Origin of the sequence: Schinkia azotoformans (assembly GCF_035811335.1) — a bacterium.
In the GTDB taxonomy this organism is placed as follows: domain Bacteria; phylum Bacillota; class Bacilli; order Bacillales; family Bacillaceae_J; genus Schinkia; species Schinkia azotoformans.
Genome location: NZ_JARSMD010000019.1, coordinates 247335 through 266188, shown reverse-complemented (window position 1 = coordinate 266188; position 18854 = coordinate 247335). Strand labels below are relative to the sequence as shown.

The following is an 18854-nucleotide window of genomic DNA, read 5'->3' as shown; positions in this document are numbered from 1 at the left end:
GGTCTGACACCTATTGTTGTTTTAACTCGTTAATTAAGGATTCAAGCTTAGCACCTCTAGATGCTTTAAATAAAAGGACAGCTTCCGGAGACAATATTTCTGTTATAAAAGGCAATGCTTCCTCTTTTCTCAGGAAACTATAAACATGTACAGGAATTTCACGATTACGTATTTCATCTGCAATCCATTTCCCTTTTTCACCAATCGCAATCACATCTGTAATCGGCTTATTAATAACATCAGCAACACTGCGATGCAGTTCTTCTTCATTTGGACCGAGTTCGTACATATCTCCTAATACCAAGACTTTTCGATCATATTGATGATAATCCTTCACTGTATCAATAGCGGCCTTCATTGATGTAGGACTGGAATTATAAGCATCATTAATGATCAAAGCACCATTTTTCCCAATCATACGCTCAAGCCGCATCCCAGTTACCTCAATTTTTTCAAGCCCTTCCTTAATGTCTTCCATCGGTACTGCTAATTCTATGGCTAGAGCAATCGCATAGCTTGCATTCTTTACATTATGCCTGCCAAGTAGGGAAAGTTCAAACTGATTCTCGTTAACAAGAAAACAATGATGATCATCCTCGAATTTCACATTGCTTATTAAAAGATCATTACCAGTATTAAATCCACATCGAATGACTGAAAGACCTTTTTCTATGGAAGAAAGTAATGGTTCATCTCCATCTACGATGATCTTACCGTTCGGCTTCATACCACCCGTAATTTCAAGCTTTGCCTTAGCAATACCAGCACGGCTTCCCAAAAACTCAATATGTGATTCTCCAATATTTGTAATAATCGCATAATCAGGATTAGAAAGCTCACTCAAGAGTGAAATTTCCCCAAAATTACTCATACCCATTTCTAAAATAATGACTTCTGTATTTTCTGGGCTAGAAAGTATCGTTAACGGCAAACCAATATGATTATTAAAGTTCCCTTGAGTCTTATGTGTTTTATATTTCTTTTGCAAGACGGAATAAACTAAATCCTTTGTTGTTGTTTTCCCATTAGATCCGGTAATTCCAATAACAACCGGTTTAATTTTCTGCAAATAAAATTTAGCCAGCTTCTGTAGCCCTTCGATTGTATCTTTTACAAAAAATAATGGAAAATCATTAGGAATAAAGTTTGGAACTTCTTTATGTTCCTGCCAAAGCCCAGCAATCGCCCCATTATTGATGGCATCTCGAATGAAATCATGACCATCAAATTGATCGCCAACAATCGGAACAAATAATCCTTTATTAACCTTTTTCCGGCTATCAGTTGTAATTTCATGAATAAAAATATTGGCATCTTTAGTTCCAACATTCGATGGAAAATTTTTCGAAATCTCACTTAACGAGAGTTTCATTTACCTCTCCCCTTTTATCGCCTCTCGTGCAATTTTACGGTCATCAAAATCAAGTATCTGTTTTCCGACAATCTGGTAGGTTTCATGCCCTTTACCAGCTATTAAAATAATATCATCTTTCTCAGCGATGCCAACCGCATAATAAATAGCTTCTTTCCGATCAACGAAAACTTGATATTGTTCACCTTGAACACCAGCTTCCATATCCTTTAGTATTTGGACTGGATCTTCTGTTCTAGGATTGTCAGAGGTAAAAATTGCCACATCGCTATTTTTCACAGCAATTTGTGCCATGATCGGACGTTTTGTTTTATCACGGTCTCCACCACAGCCAACGATTACATACACTTTACCTTTTGCAAACTGTTTGACAGTTGTTAAAGCATTTTCTAAACTGTCCGGTGTATGGGAATAGTCAACAATCACGGTGTAGTCTTGATTTTCATTCACTAGTTCAAAACGACCGGCTACACCTTGCAGGTTTTCAACCGTATCAATAATTACTCGGAATGGAACTTTTGCAGCTATTGCAGTACTTACAGCCGCTAATACATTATAAACACTAAATTTCCCGACAAGCTTCATCGAAATCTCGGCTTCTCCTACAGGTGTTGTTAAAGAAAACGACGTGCCTTGCCCACTCATATTAATATTAGTTGCCCTCACATCACTTTCAGAATCAATTCCATAGGTTAAGATTTGGGCTCCGGCCGTTAGCTTCTTATACAACTCTGAAACTGAGTCATCATTGTTTAAAATCGCAAACTTAGGCTTCTCATAGTTAATAGAGCTACCAAGCTGGGCAAATAAAATTCCCTTCGCACGGGCATAGTTCTCCATTGTTTTATGATAATCTAAATGATCTTGAGTTAAATTGGTGAGTACAGCAATATCATAATCACAGCCCCGAACACGCCCCATATCAAGAGCATGAGAAGAAACCTCCATTGTTGCTGTTGTAACCTTGTGTTCAACCATATCCTTAAATGTTTTTTGTAATACTAACGATTCAGGTGTTGTATTTTTGACATCGATTGTTTGATTGCCAATTTTAATATACATCGTTCCAATTAGACCAGTCTGTTCACCATTTGCTTTAAAAATTTCGTCAATAATATGGGTTGTTGTCGTCTTTCCATTAGTCCCCGTCACACCAATTAATCGTAGTTTTTTAGTGGGTTGATTATAGAAGTAATCGGCCAACTGCGCCAATGCCCTTTTTGTATCACCAACAACAATATAAGGAATCTTTATATCCCTATTATTTAATTCACGCTCGGCTAGAATTGCACTTGCCCCATTACTAATAGCCTGTTCAACAAAATCATGGCCATCAACTGTAAATCCATTAATGCAAACAAATAAGCTGCCTGCCCGAACTTGTCTTGAATCCATTTCAATGGATGAAATTGGAGGATTTCCACTTTGTAGTTGTTTATAATGCGATAAACATGAAAGTAAAGATTTTAGCTCCATTCTGGATTTCCTTTCTGTATAAAAAATAAAATAGAAAATAAAAATTCACTTCACCCATTATATCAAAAGTAGGCTTGGATAATATATCTTTTTAACTTTATTCAGTAGAAGAGCACTACTGAATAAAGTTAAAGCCTCCGGCGGATGCCTCAGATTTTCAAAGGTAGTTTTTCGAGCAAGCTCGAAAAAATCTGGGCGCAAATACGCCAAGGCGCATTTGATTTTAGCATTCATTTCTCTTTGAAAGTGCAAACGCCTAGCTTTATTTTGGGCTAGGCGCTTCAAGGAAAGAGTTATTCTCCACCTAATAATATGCGAATTGTTGCACCGGATTCAACCTTTTCGCCAGGTTCTGGTGTTTGATCGATGACAATTGAACCTACACCACTCTTTTCTAATCTTAGATCAATTAGGTATTTCTGCAATTCATTCGTTTTTAAACCAACAATGTTTGGAACTTCAACCATTCTTGGATCAGGATATGTGTATTCCTTCTCAATCTGCCCGCTTCTCTTTTTAACATCAAGAGCCCTGAGACTGTCTTCCAATATATTTCCGACAATTGGAGCAGCAACAACTCCTCCGAATTGAACTGTCCCCTTTGGGTTATCGATTGCTGTATAGACAACAACTTGCGGGTCATCTGCTGGAGCAAAACCAATGAATGAAACAATATGGTTATTTTCCATATATCGTCCATCTTTTACTTTTTGGGCTGTACCGGTTTTGCCGCCGACACGATACCCATCGACAAATGCCCCTTTTCCTGTACCTTGAGCTACAACACTTTCTAGCGCATATCTTACCTGCTTCGATGTTTCCTCAGAAATGACCCTTTTTTTCATAATAGGGGTATTGCGGCTGATGACCTTACCGGTTATCGGATCGACCCATTCCTTGGCGATATAGGGCTGATACAAAAAGCCACCATTAACAGCAGCAGCAACAGCTGTTACCTGCTGAATCGGAGTAACAGACACCCCTTGACCAAAAGCAGTTGTAGCTAACTCTACAGGACCGACACGATCCATTTTAAAAAGGATTCCAGTTCCTTCACCCTGCAGGTCAATCCCTGTTTTTTGACCAAATCCAAAATTCTTAATATATTGAAATAAACGGTCTTTACCCAATTTCTGCCCTAAAGTTACAAAGCCGGGGTTACATGAGTTTTGGACAACCTCTAGGAATGTTTGTGATCCATGTCCGCCCCGTCTCCAACAGCGTAACGTTGCACCTTCAACTCTAATCGCACCTGGATCATTAAAATGATCTTTTTCCAGATCTACTAACTTTTCCTCTAGTGCAGCCGCTAACGTAATAATTTTAAAAGTAGATCCTGGCTCATATGTACTCCACACCGGGAGGTTCCGATTATATACTTCTTGAGGTACAGTTTGATATTTTTCCGGATCAAAATCAGGTCTTGATGACATTCCTAAAATTTCGCCAGTTTTTGGATCCATTGCAAGCGCAATCGCACCATCTGGGTTGTAGGTTGCTTCAGCAATATCTAATTCCCTTTCGATAATGGTTTGAACACGGGAATCAATTGTTAACTTCATATTCAGACCATCAATTGGCGGTGTATATTCGTCAGTGGAATTGGGCATTTTTCTACCTTTTGCATCGGCAATATACGATATATGCCCCCTTTTTCCACTCAACTTTTCATCGTAGTAAAGCTCAAGTCCCATTAGACCTTGATTATCAATCCCAGTAAATCCTAAGACATGTGATAGATAGCTCCCAAACGGATAATGCCGTTTTGAATCTTCAGCGATATAGACCCCCTTCAAATTAAGAGCTCGTACTTCATTGGCTTTTTCATTCGACAGTTTTCTTCCTTCCGTAATGCGCTCATTTAAAGAGTTCTTCGTCATCGATTTATATACTTTTTCCTCCGAAGCATTCAAAACAGCAGCTAATTTCTTGGCTGCGTCAGCTGGGTCTTCTATTTGTCTTGGTATTACATAAACAGTCGGAGCACTTACATTTGTTGCTAGTGGAACCCCGTTTCGATCGAGAATTTCTCCTCGTTCCGGCTCAAAAGGAATATCTCTTCCCCAGGAATCCATAGCCTTATCACTCAACCAATTTCCCATTACTAACTGTACATACCCTAGCCTTACATCTATTACCAAAAATAGTAATAATCCAATTAATAATACTGTAACTAAACGTTTCCGCACCGTAACATTTGAAACTCTCAAAGATCGTCTTACCTCCTTGACTTAGCTTGTTTCATCTTATGCTTGTACAGTGCGGAATAGAACATGGAATAGCCCAAGAAGCATTAGCAGAAGCTCTTTAATTTAATCTTGGACGCTATTCAATAGTTCGAATATTTGTTGATCTTCTTTCCCCTTTAAATTCACCTCATCTTCAAGCTTTACTAAGGGCTCTTTTTCCTCAAACGGTGGATTTAATTCCACCACTAAATAATCTCCATCTTTAAATTCAGAATTTGCCTGGATGCTTTGCTTCGTTACATAGCCTTTTCCAATTACGTTTAGCTTTAAGTCGGCAATATCAGCTATTTTGGTCACATCTCTAAAAGCCCATCCGGTCATATCAGGCATTTTCATCTTGCCATTTGCCTTGATAATAATTTTCTCCTTTTCTAGCACCTTCGAATCCGGCAAAGGAATTTGCTTTGTTACACTACCGGTCTGACCTAGCTTAATGACAGTAAGACCTGCTTGTGAGAGTTCTTTCGCCCCTTCATCTAACCCTTTTCCAATAACTTTTGGAGTCTCGATACCTTCTTTCACAACCGGTTTTTCAATATTTGTAGCCTCTGTTGGTGCAATATTCAAGTAGTTTAGACTATTTTTCATGACTGTTTTAAAAACATAAGATACTGGAGCGGAACCAAGCTCAGTAGGCTCAAGTTTTGGTCTTTTCGCAGATACATAGACAATTAGTTTCGGATCATCCTTTGGTGCAAAGCCTAAAAACGAAAAGATATTATTTCCATGACCTGTCATATATTTTCCGGTTTTTGGATCAGGAATTTGAGCAGTACCCGTTTTTCCGGCAACTTGATAACCTTCAATGGCATATGATTTACCAGTACCTGCTTCAGATGAGATGACGGTCTCTAAAATATCAAGAACTTCTTTAGCAGTTTCCTTTTTAATAGGCTCTCCAACAACTGTTGGCTCTTGTTGTTTAATAACTTCCCCTGTCTTTGGGTCAACAATTTTTTTGATAATATATGGCTTCATCATTTTGCCGCCATTTGAAATAGCGGTAGCCGCTTGAATTTGCTGAATTGGAGTTACGGTTGTTCCCTGTCCGTAAGAGGTCGTAATTTTTTCAATTGGATATCGAAATAAGATATTACCTGGTACTTCATTCGGTAAATCAATTCCTGTTGTTTTGTCAAAATGGAATTTTCGTAAATATTCAAGAAATTTATCACCGCCAAGCTTTTCGTTTACAAGCTTGGCCATAGCAACGTTGGAGGATCGTTGAACCCCCTCCAAATACGTGATTGTTCCCCAACCAGCACGGTTATGGTCTCTAATGGCCTTGTCTTTCTTCGAGATCCTGTAAGATCCTGATTGATAAGTTTCATTTGCACGAAATACACCTGCATCAATTGCTGCAGCTATCGTAAATATTTTCATTGTTGAACCTGGCTCAAAGCTCGATGATATTACTTCATTCATATAATTGGAAATTTCACGAGTATTCGGATCAAAGCTTGGTCTAGTACCCATAGCCAATATTTCACCCGTTTTCGCATCAGCGACAATTCCAATCAAGTTCTCGGGTTCATACTCCTTCTCAGCATAGCTTAATGCATTTTCTAAAAATGTTTGGATTTTTTGATCCAATGTTAAATAAACATTCTTCCCGTTTTCAGGAGCCTGAATCATTTCTTTTGGATCGGGCAACTTGAAGCCACTCCGGTCACTTTGAAATGTTACACGACCATCTTTCCCTTGCAAGAGATCATCAAAAGTTTTTTCAACACCCATTTTACCAACCAATTTACCTTTTTCATCAGGCTGTGCAAACCCGATTACGTGGGAAGCAAAAATACCATTCGGATATAATCTCTTTTTCTCCCGGGTAAAATAAACGCCCGGAAGGTTCAGTGCCTTAATTTCCTCCATTAATTGATGATTAATATTTCTGCCTTTCGGTCCCAATTCTACTTGAACAGCATTTGGATTAGCAGGGTTTAACCGTCTCTCAATCTCTGAAGCTTGCATATTCAATAATGGAGCTAATTTTTCTGCCGTTTCATGCTTATCAATAACATAAAGGGGGACAGGAGAATTTTTTGAATATTTATCACTAATAACCACATACAACGAATAAGTAGGTACATCCTTTGCAATTGCTTGTCCGTTACGATCAAGTATTTGTCCACGTGAAGCTTCAATAGTTCGTTCCTTTCCCCACTTTTCATCGGCTAAAACGGTTAAATCATGTCCATCAACTTCTTTTACGGTCTGTATATAAATAAAACGACCTGTTAAAATAAAAAAGAGCAGGACAAATATTAATGATAATATCCTCGCTCCAACTCTAATATGTACTGTTGTTTTTTTACTCATTTTCTCACCACACTAAAAACTAATTACTGAAATTAATTACCGATTACTTGGACATTATTATCAGTGATTGTTAATCCTTGTTCACTAGCAATTTTTAATATCCGCTGTGGTCTTGACAATTCAGTTATTTCCTCTGCTAAACCACTATTGACCTTTTGCTGTTCGGTAATTTTGGATTCCAAAACTTGAATATCATTATTGAGTTGAAAAATAGCTGCTTGCTTAGAAATGATCATCGTACAACCTATTGTACTAAAAATGAGCAAAAGTGAAAGCAGTAATTTTTCTCCAGTTGTGATAATACCTTTCTTTTTCACCTTTACTCGAGGCTTCAAGTTTGGTTTATTCTGCTGCTGTTTTTTGGGTTGAACCTGGTAGGCAAGATTACTCAAAACTAAAACCTCCTGCTAGAATGTGTTATTGTCTCTCGGCCACTCTTAATTTTGCAGACCGCGCTCGTTTGTTTTGCTCCATTTCTTCTTCTGAAGGTAATATTGGCTTCCTAGTTATTAGCTTTAGCTTAGCTTTATATTCTTCCGGAATGATCGGAAGTCCATGAGGTAATTCGGGACCTTTACTCCATTTACTAAATGTTGTCTTACAAATTCTGTCCTCTAATGAATGAAACGTAATAACCGCTATTCTCCCACCTGGTTTGGTGATCGAAATCGCATCCTCAATCGCCTCTTCGAATACTTTAAGTTCATCATTTACAGCGATCCGAATAGCTTGAAAAACCCGTTTAGCCGGATGTCCTCCAGCTCGTCTTGCCGGTGCAGGAATGCCTTCTTTTATTAACTCTACAAGCTCCCCTGTCGTTTCAATTGGTTTAACACTACGAAAAGCTTCAATTTTCCTTGCAATTTGTTTCGAAAATTTCTCCTCTCCATATCGGAAAAATATTCCAACAAGATCATTATAGCTCCAGTGATTAACGACATCATAAGCCGATATTGGCGCCGTTTGATCCATTCTCATGTCCAGCGGTGCATCTTGATGGTAGCTGAATCCTCTTTCAGCAATGTCAAGTTGTGGTGATGATACGCCAAGATCAAAAAGGACTCCATCTACTCCCTCTACGCCCCGCTCTTGCAACTCTTCTTTCAGATAGCGGAAGTTGCTTTTTATTAAGACGACTTGATCTTTATATGCCGCTAATTTTTCAGCAGCATGCGCTATCGCCATTTCATCCTGGTCAAAAGCATATAATCTGCCAGACTTGGAAAGCTTCGATAAAATGAGTTCGCTATGTCCCGCACCACCTAAAGTACAATCAACATAGATTCCATCCGGCTTTATATTTAACCCTTCAACAGCTTCTTCTCTTAAAACAGTTATGTGTTCAAACATTTATACATCTACTCCACCCTAGTCTTTTTCCTGTTGCTTCATAATGCTATTTTGCATCTAAATATCGAAATCAACCATACTTTCTGCAATTTCAGCAAATGATTCTGCAGACTCCGTAACGTATGTATCCCAAATTGATTTGCTCCAAATCTCAAAACGATTGGAAACACCTACAATGACGCAGTCTTTATCGAGTTTGGCATAATCTCTTAGTGGAGGAGCAATATTTACTCTTCCTTGCTTGTCCACTTCACATTCAGTTGCACCAGAGAAGAAAAAACGTGTAAACGCTCGAGCATCTTTCTTAGTAAAAGGAAGGGTTTTTAATTTATTTTCTAAGGTTTGCCATTCATCGTAGGAATAACCAAACAAGCATTGATCTAAACCCCTTGTTAGTACAAAGCCTTCTCCAAGGAGTTCCCTAAATTTAGCCGGAATAATCATACGGCCTTTTTGATCAATGGTATGATGATATTCCCCCATGAACATACATTACGCCCCACTTTCTGACCATAGAATACCACAAATCACCACTTTCCACCACTTACTTTATGAATTATTCGTGAAAAAAAATAAAAAAACCTGCATACATCACAGGTTTTTGCTCGACAAATTCGGAACTTAAATTGTTATAATACGTCATTTTTTATAGTTTATAGCATTTAAATAGTAATAACCTTATGTTGGTTATTCCATTGATAATTTAGATCTAACATTTCATCGATAATTTGGTAACCATAAAGGTTAATATAGTAAAAAATATTCCATATTCTCTCCTACGGTGCATTCAAAGGCTTGATAAAATGATTGATATGGTCAAATTTCTCCAACTCAACTTTATGTTGAAAACGGATTGACTTTTCCATTTTCTGCTTTAAGTAATATATTTGTGATTGAATAAGCTCTGCATTTTTTTCTGCCAAATCCTTAAGATGAGGATCAACTTGGATGGCCAGCTCTTTAAAAGGTCTATGTGCATTCAAAATCTGTGTTATCGTTTCCTCTGTCATTTGCTCGATCGGAAACGGCTGTTGTTTTTTAAGCCAATCTTCTCTCTCGTTTTGACATCCACGGTTCACAACCTTCGCTATATCCAGGCCCAGCTCTTTCACGTATTTTTCAGTCTTCCTGTCTAAGATGGAAATCATTAATCTCGGAATCACAGGAGGCACTTTAAAGCCAAACAAATGAAATGCTTTCTTTAATGCTGCCCAGTAGGCAATTTCACCAGGGCCTGAAATAAAAGCCAATGTCGGGAATACATACTCCTGCATAAGCGGTCTTGTCGCTACATTGTTACTAAATAATTCCGGTTGATTATGATTTAACTCTAATAACGCTGTATGTTCAAAATGGCATTCCTTATTCTTTCCAACAAATTGTGTTTTGGATCTTTCTAACAGAATCCTTTCCCCATCATGAATAAGAAAAAGATGGGCATTATGTTCATTCATTTCAATCGGTTGCCCATAGCCCAATTCCTTAAGGGTCAATTGGCCACATAGCACCTTTTCCCCTAATTTCGAATTGTTACGGATGATCGTTTCCATAAAAGGTGATCCAATTTTTCTAAAGCCAGCATCACCCGAATCAACAATAATAAGTCCATGATCTTTAAATAATCTAAAAACAATATTGATGAAAAAATCAACATAGGTAGAAGACTTTCTTAAATCATCATAAAGATGATTTAAAATATCATTTGTATAAATCGTTTCACCGAATGTACCGATAATCTCCTTAATCCAATCTTCAGCCTTGTTTTGATCAATGATCACTTTAGATGCAGGGCTTTTTTTGAAATGCTTTTGTTTTATGGCACGTTTTTCAACCCTTCCATTGTGCAGCACGTAAGTATGATTAATCTCAGCAAAGTCATGATCCTCCCCCGCAACCCAAAACACAGGAAGAACCGGAACATTTAATAATTGCTCTTGTTCTTTTGCAAACTTAATGATGGAAATAATTTTATGTATCGAATAAAGTGGACCCGTTAGCAATCCTGCTTGTTGGCCGCCAATGACAACGACACTTTTGGGATCCAACATTCTTTTAATATTTGAGATCGTTTTATCAGAAGCATCGAAGTTTTTATGAAACTCTAATAAATAGTCAACCAATTCTTGTCGTGGAAATTGCCGATTACTCAACTCTTCTAATCGCTTCTTGTATGTCTCTTCATTTTGAATTTTGGGATAGTCAAAAAAAGAGGCTGCCTCGTCCTCCCCGCTTATATAAGAAGAGGCAATTTTATTCGCTAACGCCTGGGAGACGTCCTGTATTTCCATGCAGATACTTCCTTTCTTCTATACATAACACAACATTTTATAAGAGTATAACAAATAATGATGAACACCCCCAAAAATAATGCTTATAAATTATTTAGCCTTTGAACTAATCCAAAAATAATGAGTGAAAAATAGCTAAACGAAAATAACAGAAAATTAAACCGCCAAAATCCTTTCCATACCTTTTTGAAAATAATCTCATTGTTGATTTTCCATTGTAGAAAAACAAAAATCGAAGCAATAAATATTAATAAAAGAAGGATGATCCACAGCACTGATTTTTCCCAAATAACCATAATAGAGAAATGAACGGCAATGATAAAAAAGAGAGTCGAAATGTCCACTGATAAATGTAGCGATTTTTTTTTGTTCTTTGTGACGATGCGACTGATCCAGTACACGATAAAAATTACAAGGATCGGCACTGTGACTATAGTTGCTACGAATGTTGAAAATAAATTAATCATTCCTCTCTTCCTTCCCTTTGGCTTCCATACCTTTAATACTATTATACAAAAACATAAGTCTAGGCATTGGCACCATTCTTTTTTCACCTTCTTCTAGTATATAACCTATAATAGACTGGATTTCTGTTTTTCGGCCTTGTTCAATATCCTTATACATCGATGAATAGTTGCTTCCTGTATTTTGGCAAATGGAGATTACATCATTCCACAAGTTGTCGATGTTTGTTAAAGCAAGCGCTTGTATCACTTCAAGGAAAACAGATCTCATATTTAAAAAATAAAAATCATTTTCCAGTAACCCCCCATTCCGAATGCCATAAAGGGTTGTAAGTGGGTTGATAACCGCATTGACAACGAGTTTCCCCGCAAGTATTTCATACCAATTTTCCTCAATGATAATAGGAAAACCAATCGAATTTAATGCATCTGATATAGCTATGATTTTTCCCGGCTCTCCACTATAGTTTGCAATTTTAAGGCGTCCTTCACCAGTATGAATAACGCAATTGTCCGATTGTTTAAGAACCCCGTGCTCAACAATGCCCAAATAAATCGATTCCGAGTATAAATCGGATATCATGAGAGTATGACTCATTCCATTTTGCAAAAAAACAATAGGTATTTTGATTTTGTTTTTCTTTAAATAATCAAGTATCGGATCTAAATCATATTGTTTAACCGTAATAAAAATGAAATCTGCATCTTCCAAAAGGCCCTCCGAAAAAGGGAGCGCCATGACTTTGCTTGTTGTTGTCATCCCGTTCTTTATAAGTTCTAAGCCTTTTTCATGCAAAAACTGGGCTTGTTCTCTTCTTCTAGTATAAATGACTGAATTGATATTTGCTTTATTAAAATAAGCGGCAACAAGCATTCCGACGGCACCACCGCCAATAATTGCGACCTTCACCCGAAAACCTCCATAAGTCTTAATTATAGTATCATTTTAACAAAAAATAGGGAATATTGGCGTCAATAATTACCCTCAAGTTTTTTGAATTATTGAACTTTTTTAAAAAAGTATATATTAGAAGAAATTTTCTGTTAAATGTATTATAATGCAAATATAACAGTATGAAAAAGGAGGTTTACCTTCATGGAAATCATGCCAATTGAAAAGTTATCAATCAATTTTAAGACGTTAGAGGATTTTAAGAGTTTTAAAGAATACGGCAATCAGGAGCTACAAATGCTTGATGACTTAAAAGGGAGCATTGTTGAAAACGATTGCAAACATTCGCCATTCTATGGTATTTATTATGGCAATAAGCTTGTTGCACGCATGAGCTTATATCATACTGATAAAAAATTTGATTATTTATTCGACGAAAAACGAGATTATCTCTTCTTGTCAAAACTTGAAGTACTTCCACAATATCGTGAAAGAGGTTTTGGAAAGAACTTAATTGAGTTCGCTAAAAGCTTTAACCTTCCAATTATTACAAGCCCTAGAATTAACTCTGAGGGATTCTGGAACAGAATGGGCTTTATGCCTTTCACACCGATCACAGCGGATGTGCCTGAAAAACTATTAGTCTGGTATCCTGATCATTTAACAGAAAACAAAATAAATTAATGATGTTGTTTAATTAATAAAAGCTGACATTTGGTCAGCTTTTATTTTTTCACTCTCTCAAGGTTTCCGTTTTTGTCCATTTGGAACTTAAAGCGGGAGCCTTCTTCTTCCTGTAAGACAATCATCTTGCGTGCTCTTTCCATTATTTCAATAAGAGCTTTATAATCTTCTTCAATTAAGTGGTAATTTTCCGTTAGTTTTTCAACTTTAATAAGCAGCTCGTTTCTTTCTTTCTGTAATTCACTGATTTCATTTTTAAGCGCTTCATTTTCTTCGCTAAGGTTTTCAGTATTCTTAACGGTTGACTCCACTGATGACAAAAATTCAATAATAGAATCGAAGGACACTAATGATTTTGACTCATTTGGCTGCTCTGATTGATCAACTTTCTCTACCTTGCTTTTAAATTTTTTCTCCACAGCTTCAAGTACTGGTTTTGGTGGTTCTACGGCTTTTTCACCTTTTCTTTGTTTTTTGGCAATTTCAATTGCTGACTTATATTGTTTTCTGACAGCTGAATTCCACCTAAAACCACACGCTGCTGCTGTTCTTGATAGTTTTTGACCAACTTCCTCAAAAGCAGCCAATTGTGTACTTCCATCTCTAATATGTCTTAGCACAACCTCGGCAAGCAATAAATCTTCATCTTGCGTCCATGCATCCTGTCTTAATGTCGTCATATATCTATCTCTCCTATTGTTTTTATTTTTATTTCTATGCAACAAATAGAAAAGATAGAATCTAAAATCTAGTTAAAAACACTGTATTGTTTGTACTTCCATGTTATTTAGCATCTAAAAATGATTGCACCGCTTCATGATGCTCATCCGATTCCCAAAGAATGCTGCACTGATTAATTTCTGCAAACATCCTGTCTCTTAAATTGGCAATTTCCCATTTTTTAACCGCAGCTTGTTTATAGGCTGCTAGTACACCAGAACTCTGTTCAACATAAGCTTGAATCCAATCCTCGCACTCCACTTTAAGGTTTTGTTCTGAAAATATCTTATGAATAAAACCAAGCCCTTGACCCTCCTGTGCTGAAAATCGGTTTGCCGTCATAAGTAATGTCATCGCCTTGTCATAGGGCAGCTTTTCTAGAAGCATAGATGCTCCTCCCCAGCCTGTTGTAATGCCTAACTTGCCTTGAACAAATCCAAACTTGGCATTTTCACTTGCAACCCGAAAGTCACAGGCAGAGGCAATTTCACAACCGCCACCGATCGCTGCACCATTTAAAAGAGCAACTGTTGGTTTTGTTAACGTTGCTAATGAATACAATATTTCTCCCATTTTGGCGAGCATCTGATAGGCTTCCTCTTTTGTATGAAGATCATGAAATACTGATAAGTCACCGCCCGAACAAAATGCTTTATTCCCAGCCCCTGTTATTACTAACACTTTATCACTTTTGTTACCTTCAACCTCGTCTATAACTCTTTTAAAGCTGTCCATCACGTCAAAATCTATCGCATTCCTTTTTTCTACGCGATTAATCGTCAGCCATACAACCCCATTTTCAGTTCTTTCTAGCAAAACTTTTCCCATTCCCTTACCCTTCTTCCTTTTTTGTAAAAATAACCATTTATTAAATATTTGCTTTCTTATCATAAATTCCTGCTTTAATTATATAAAAAAGCGCAGAGAATTAAATTCTCTGCGCTTTTTTCATTGTCTAGCTCCAGTTTATACGTCGCTAAACAGGCGCTTCCGCTTTTCTTATTAGTCGTTTACTACTTCTTTACCTTTGTAAGTACCACATTCTTTACAAACGCGGTGAGCAAGCTTCATTTCTCCGCAGTTAGGGCATGTTACCATACCAGGCACTTGTAATTTATAGTGTGTACGACGCTTTCTTTTTGCAGTTTTAGATGTTCTTCTAAAAGGTACAGCCATTATTCCCACCTCCTTAAAAGGTTAACTATTCATTGTTTTTGTCTTCATTAAAGAAATCTTTCAGGGCTGCCAATCTAGGATCGATCTTATCTTTCTTATCATGCTCCGTGATCACTTCCCAGTCTTGTCCCGATTGTGGTGCTCCTCCTTCTCCAGAAGGGTCATCACAAAAGATTTGAATAGGTATCTCCAAGAGGATATTTTCCTTGATCATCGGCAATAAGTCAAGAACTTCTCCTTCAACCTGATGAAGATTTTCTTCATCCGGATGGCCAAAGCCTTCCGGTGATAATAAATAGGTTTCGCTTGTTTCAATCTTAAATGAATGCGTAGCATCCTTTAATGTCCGAGAGCAGGGAAGAATCATTGTCCCTTCAATTGTTAGTGTAAATGTAACTTTATTAGACCCAAAATCGCCATGCCCTTTAACATGGACAGGCGGAATTCTTCTAATTTCAGATATATCAATAAGTTCATTTACATCAACCATTTCATCAACAATAATCCCTTTATTTCGGAGTTGATTTAATTGATTCATATACCATTTCATTCATTTCACCTCAAGGCAACAAAGGTAATTATAGCTTTCACCAACATATTTGTCAATATTTTTTCTTTACAGTAGAATATATAAAAAAGTGAAAAAAGAAAGGAATTTATGTATGAGAGCTGTTGGTGTCGTAGTGGAATATAATCCCTTTCATAACGGTCATTACTATCATATCCAAGAATCACGAAAAGTAACAGAGGCAGATTTAGTTGTTGCAGTCATGAGCGGTAATTTTCTACAGCGTGGTGAACCTGCATTAGTATCAAAATGGGCACGGACAAAAATGGCGCTTGAAGGTGGAGCAGATATAGTGATCGAACTGCCTTATGTATTTGCTACCCAAAAGGCTGAGGTGTTTGCATTTGGTGCGGTAAGTTTATTGCATGCCTTGGAGGTTGATAGTATTTGCTTTGGCAGTGAAAACGGTGATATTTACTCTTTTCAAAACACACTAAAAGAAATGAAAGCAAGGAAAGGCTCCTTTGATCAATTCATTAAAAAAGCATTAGAAGAAGGAAAAAGCTATCCAAGAGCAACCTCAGATGCATTTCATGCTTTACAATTTGTAGATTCGGCGGTTGATCTTTCACAACCAAATAATATTTTAGGTTTCCATTATGTAGAAGCCGTTGATAAACTGGGCAGTAGGATACAACCATTTACGATACAACGTACAAAGGCCGGGTATCATGATCAACATATCGCAGACCAACATATTGCAAGTGCAACTAGCATCCGTTCGAGCCTTTTTTCAGAAAGAACAAATTTGGAAGAAATACAAAATGTTATTCCAGATACTACCTACTCGCATCTTTTGTCCTACAAGAAAAGCTTTGGAATGTTCCATCATTGGGAAAATTACTACGCTTATTTTAAATACAAGCTTCTTACCTCAACACCTGAAGAACTCAGACAAATCTATGAAGTAGAAGAAGGACTAGAAAATCGCCTATTGCAAAATATAACGTCTGCTGCGACATTTAAGGAGTTTATGGAAAAGATAAAAACAAAGCGATATACATGGACAAGATTACAGCGGCTTTGTGTACATATATTGACAAATACTTCGAAATCCCTAATGAGAGAAAACAGTGAGTATCCGACCTATATTCGTTTATTAGGTACTTCACTTGCTGGTCAGGAGTATTTAAACTCCATCAAAAAGAAAGTAGCTATTCCGTTTGTTTCACGTCTTGCATCCTTTTCTAATGAGCAAGTCATGCTTGATATAAAGGCTTCGAATGTTTATGCATCTTGTTTAAATGAGCCTTATCGTTCAAATATGATAAAGAGTGAATTTTCGAATCCACCGATACGGTATGATCAAAACAATAAACAATTTTTGTAAAAAAAAAAAGCGAAAGAGGCTAAAATTTTGTAACCCAACAGCCTCTTCCGCTTTTTTATTTTTTCGGTGGTAATTTTTCTAGATAGGCAATTGCTTCGTCAAATGTATTGACTGGGATGATCTTCATGTCAGATTTTATATCCTTCGCCGTTTCCAGTGCTTCCTGGTAATTTGTTAGTATTTTTTCTCCATTTTTATCAATACGGGTTTTACCATACTCATTTGGTGCAAAGAAAATTTCAACATTAGATTTATCCGCCGCAACAATTTTTTGATGGATGCCGCCAATACGCCCGACTACTCCCTCATAACTAATTGTGCCGGTGCCGGCAATTTTATAGCCCTTTGTCAAATCCTCATCAATTAATTGATTGTAAATCTCAAGTGAAAACATTAATCCGGCAGACGGTCCACCAATTTTTTCTGTATTGATTGTCACAGGGGGATTCACTTCTACTTTACGATCCGTTACAAGAAGGATTCCTAAGCCTACCTTATCTTTTTGTTCACCAGTTTGTTCTTTAGGAAAAACAGCTAATGGTACTTTCACTTCCATCGTTTTTCCCTTTCTTTCCAATTTTAGCTTTACTGTGTCTCCACTATTCTTCGTTGAAACATATTTAATGAACTCTTCTGACGACTTCATAACATGACCATCAACTGAAAATAAGCGGTCACCTACTTTTAAAACCTTCTCCGCCGGCATTCCCGGTATAACACTCATAACAAAAACACCGTTATATTTGATATCAATGTCTTTTTTGGCCTTTGTGTAAGCGACAACGGTAGCTTGTTCCTTTGAATTTTCCATCATATGAAGCTGGCGGTTGGAATACTCATCCTCTGTTTCACCATCCGGGCGTATGTAGTCCTCAGGATAAATTTCATAATAATCATTTACCTTTGCCCACGCATATTGAACTACGTTCGCCTTACCAATCCGAACGGTTGTTAAAGAAAAGCTTCCCCTTTCCTTACTTCCACCTTCTACTTTTACAATTGGAGCCAGCTCTGTCGCCATTCCTGGTGATGAGATATAATAGGGGAGCTGAACGAAGGTTAGTAAAAGGGTTATGACAAGAATGATGATCCAGCTTTTTGACATACTTTTCAGCTTATTCATGTTGCGACTCCTTCCACTTCTGTATAACATCTACTATTAACGGAATTTGCTTTAGTGCTTCCTCTTCACCGATACGGATGATATCTTCAGTATTTGTAAAGGCCTTAGCACTATATTGCTCCACACGCGGTTTAATCATTACATCTGCATCAAATTGTTTTAATCTGGCTAATTCATCCTGCATGATGTCAATACTCTGTATAATCACGTCAAATATCGATGTAATCTCTACATCACCTTTCACATGTGAAACATCGACAGCTATTACGATATCCGCTCCCATTTCTTTCACAACAGAGACCGGAACTCTATCGACAACTCCCCCATCCACAAGAAGACGCCCGTTTATTTTTTCCGGAATAAAGATACCTGGTATCGAAATACTTGCCCTAATAGCATTTGCTAAAGGACCGTCCTTAAAAATAACCTTTTCACCCGTTTTAATATCGGTAGCCACGATCCAAAGAGTGGGGGATAATTGCTCTATTGTTCTCCCCATCGTAAAAATGCGGATAAATTCCTTTATTTTTTGGCCACTTATAAAGCCCATTTTAGGGACGGTGAAGTCAAGGTAATATTTCCTTCTAAATGCAGCCGCCAACTTATATAAACGCTCAAGATCGTGACCCGACCCGTATAATCCACCAACCAATGCCCCCATACTGCTTCCTGCAATACAATCAATTGGTATGTTGGCTTCGTGTAAAGCTTTAATTACACCTAGATGAGCAAACCCCCTAGCTCCACCTGAACCTAGTGCTAAGCCTATTTTTGGTTTTCTCAAAAGTTTCCCTCCATTGTCCTTTTCCTTAAATTAGGTCTATTCTAATTTGAAATTCG

Annotated in this window: 17 protein-coding genes and 1 pseudogene; 2 read left to right on the top strand and 16 right to left on the bottom strand. The window is 37.3% G+C overall.

What is annotated here, in order from left to right; all coding sequences use genetic code 11:
* Nucleotides 1–10: 10 nt before the first annotated feature.
* The 10 genes and pseudogenes from P9E47_RS12230 to P9E47_RS12185 form a co-directional block, all read right to left on the bottom strand.
* Nucleotides 11–1372 carry a UDP-N-acetylmuramoyl-tripeptide--D-alanyl-D-alanine ligase gene (locus tag P9E47_RS12230; RefSeq protein WP_326163555.1) on the bottom strand — a complete coding sequence of 454 codons (1362 nt, stop codon included), beginning with the start codon at nucleotides 1370–1372 and terminating at the stop codon, nucleotides 11–13.
* Nucleotides 1373–2848, bottom strand: coding sequence for a UDP-N-acetylmuramoyl-L-alanyl-D-glutamate--2,6-diaminopimelate ligase (locus tag P9E47_RS12225; protein WP_003332732.1), 1476 nt, complete (start codon nucleotides 2846–2848; stop codon nucleotides 1373–1375). It lies immediately after the preceding gene.
* Nucleotides 2849–3141: 293 nt separating this feature from the next.
* Complete coding sequence (locus tag P9E47_RS12220) at nucleotides 3142–5058, bottom strand: stage V sporulation protein D (protein ID WP_003329950.1); 1917 nt, start codon at nucleotides 5056–5058, stop codon at nucleotides 3142–3144.
* A 102-nt stretch (nucleotides 5059–5160) separates the two neighbouring features.
* A complete protein-coding gene (locus P9E47_RS12215) occupies nucleotides 5161–7419 on the bottom strand; it encodes a penicillin-binding protein (RefSeq protein WP_003329951.1) in 2259 nt (752 codons plus the stop codon).
* 32 nt (nucleotides 7420–7451) lie between these two features.
* The gene (ftsL, locus tag P9E47_RS12210; RefSeq protein ID WP_003329952.1) at nucleotides 7452–7811 is read right to left on the bottom strand and encodes a cell division protein FtsL; all 360 of its coding nucleotides are present in this window, start codon (nucleotides 7809–7811) and stop codon (nucleotides 7452–7454) included.
* Nucleotides 7812–7836: 25 nt separating this feature from the next.
* The gene (rsmH, locus tag P9E47_RS12205; RefSeq protein ID WP_003329953.1) at nucleotides 7837–8769 is read right to left on the bottom strand and encodes a 16S rRNA (cytosine(1402)-N(4))-methyltransferase RsmH; all 933 of its coding nucleotides are present in this window, start codon (nucleotides 8767–8769) and stop codon (nucleotides 7837–7839) included.
* 57 nt (nucleotides 8770–8826) lie between these two features.
* A complete protein-coding gene (gene mraZ / locus P9E47_RS12200) occupies nucleotides 8827–9258 on the bottom strand; it encodes a division/cell wall cluster transcriptional repressor MraZ (RefSeq protein WP_003329954.1) in 432 nt (143 codons plus the stop codon).
* A gap of 173 nt (nucleotides 9259–9431) precedes the next feature.
* Nucleotides 9432–11057, bottom strand: a pseudogene (gene bshC, locus P9E47_RS12195) (bacillithiol biosynthesis cysteine-adding enzyme BshC).
* 83 nt (nucleotides 11058–11140) lie between these two features.
* Complete coding sequence (locus P9E47_RS12190; protein WP_003329956.1) at nucleotides 11141–11524, bottom strand: DUF3397 domain-containing protein; 384 nt, start codon at nucleotides 11522–11524, stop codon at nucleotides 11141–11143.
* The gene (locus P9E47_RS12185) at nucleotides 11517–12431 is read right to left on the bottom strand and encodes a 2-dehydropantoate 2-reductase (protein ID WP_326163552.1); all 915 of its coding nucleotides are present in this window, start codon (nucleotides 12429–12431) and stop codon (nucleotides 11517–11519) included. Before P9E47_RS12185 ends, P9E47_RS12190 begins: the two co-directional genes overlap by 8 nt.
* A 186-nt stretch (nucleotides 12432–12617) precedes the next feature.
* Here P9E47_RS12185 and P9E47_RS12180 point away from each other — a divergent pair, with 186 nt between their 5' ends.
* Nucleotides 12618–13097: an N-acetyltransferase gene (locus P9E47_RS12180; RefSeq protein ID WP_003329958.1), complete on the top strand. Its 480-nt coding sequence runs from the start codon at nucleotides 12618–12620 to the stop codon at nucleotides 13095–13097.
* 41 nt (nucleotides 13098–13138) lie between these two features.
* Here the strand turns inward: P9E47_RS12180 and P9E47_RS12175 are convergent, their stop codons facing one another.
* The 4 genes from P9E47_RS12175 to P9E47_RS12160 all read right to left on the bottom strand — a co-directional run bounded on the left by P9E47_RS12175 (nucleotide 13139) and on the right by P9E47_RS12160 (nucleotide 15543).
* Entirely contained in the window at nucleotides 13139–13777 is a 639-nt protein-coding gene (locus P9E47_RS12175; RefSeq protein WP_003329960.1) for an RsfA family transcriptional regulator, read from the bottom strand.
* 103 nt (nucleotides 13778–13880) lie between these two features.
* Nucleotides 13881–14645: an enoyl-CoA hydratase/isomerase family protein gene (locus P9E47_RS12170; protein ID WP_003329961.1), complete on the bottom strand. Its 765-nt coding sequence runs from the start codon at nucleotides 14643–14645 to the stop codon at nucleotides 13881–13883.
* Between the two features lie 174 nt (nucleotides 14646–14819).
* Nucleotides 14820–14993 (bottom strand): 50S ribosomal protein L32, encoded by a 174-nt coding sequence (rpmF, locus tag P9E47_RS12165; RefSeq protein ID WP_003329962.1) that lies wholly within the window; start codon nucleotides 14991–14993, stop codon nucleotides 14820–14822.
* Nucleotides 14994–15018: 25 nt separating this feature from the next.
* A complete protein-coding gene (locus tag P9E47_RS12160; protein WP_003329963.1) occupies nucleotides 15019–15543 on the bottom strand; it encodes a YceD family protein in 525 nt (174 codons plus the stop codon).
* Between the two features lie 112 nt (nucleotides 15544–15655).
* Here P9E47_RS12160 and P9E47_RS12155 point away from each other — a divergent pair, with 112 nt between their 5' ends.
* Nucleotides 15656–16891 carry a nucleotidyltransferase gene (locus P9E47_RS12155; RefSeq protein ID WP_326163551.1) on the top strand — a complete coding sequence of 412 codons (1236 nt, stop codon included), beginning with the start codon at nucleotides 15656–15658 and terminating at the stop codon, nucleotides 16889–16891.
* A 55-nt stretch (nucleotides 16892–16946) separates the two neighbouring features.
* On the opposite strand, the gene P9E47_RS12150 is transcribed toward P9E47_RS12155, so the two are convergent.
* Complete coding sequence (locus P9E47_RS12150; RefSeq protein ID WP_003329965.1) at nucleotides 16947–18014, bottom strand: SepM family pheromone-processing serine protease; 1068 nt, start codon at nucleotides 18012–18014, stop codon at nucleotides 16947–16949.
* Complete coding sequence (locus P9E47_RS12145) at nucleotides 18007–18798, bottom strand: patatin-like phospholipase family protein (RefSeq protein WP_003329966.1); 792 nt, start codon at nucleotides 18796–18798, stop codon at nucleotides 18007–18009. Before P9E47_RS12145 ends, P9E47_RS12150 begins: the two co-directional genes overlap by 8 nt.
* Between the last annotated feature and the right edge of the window lie 56 nt (nucleotides 18799–18854).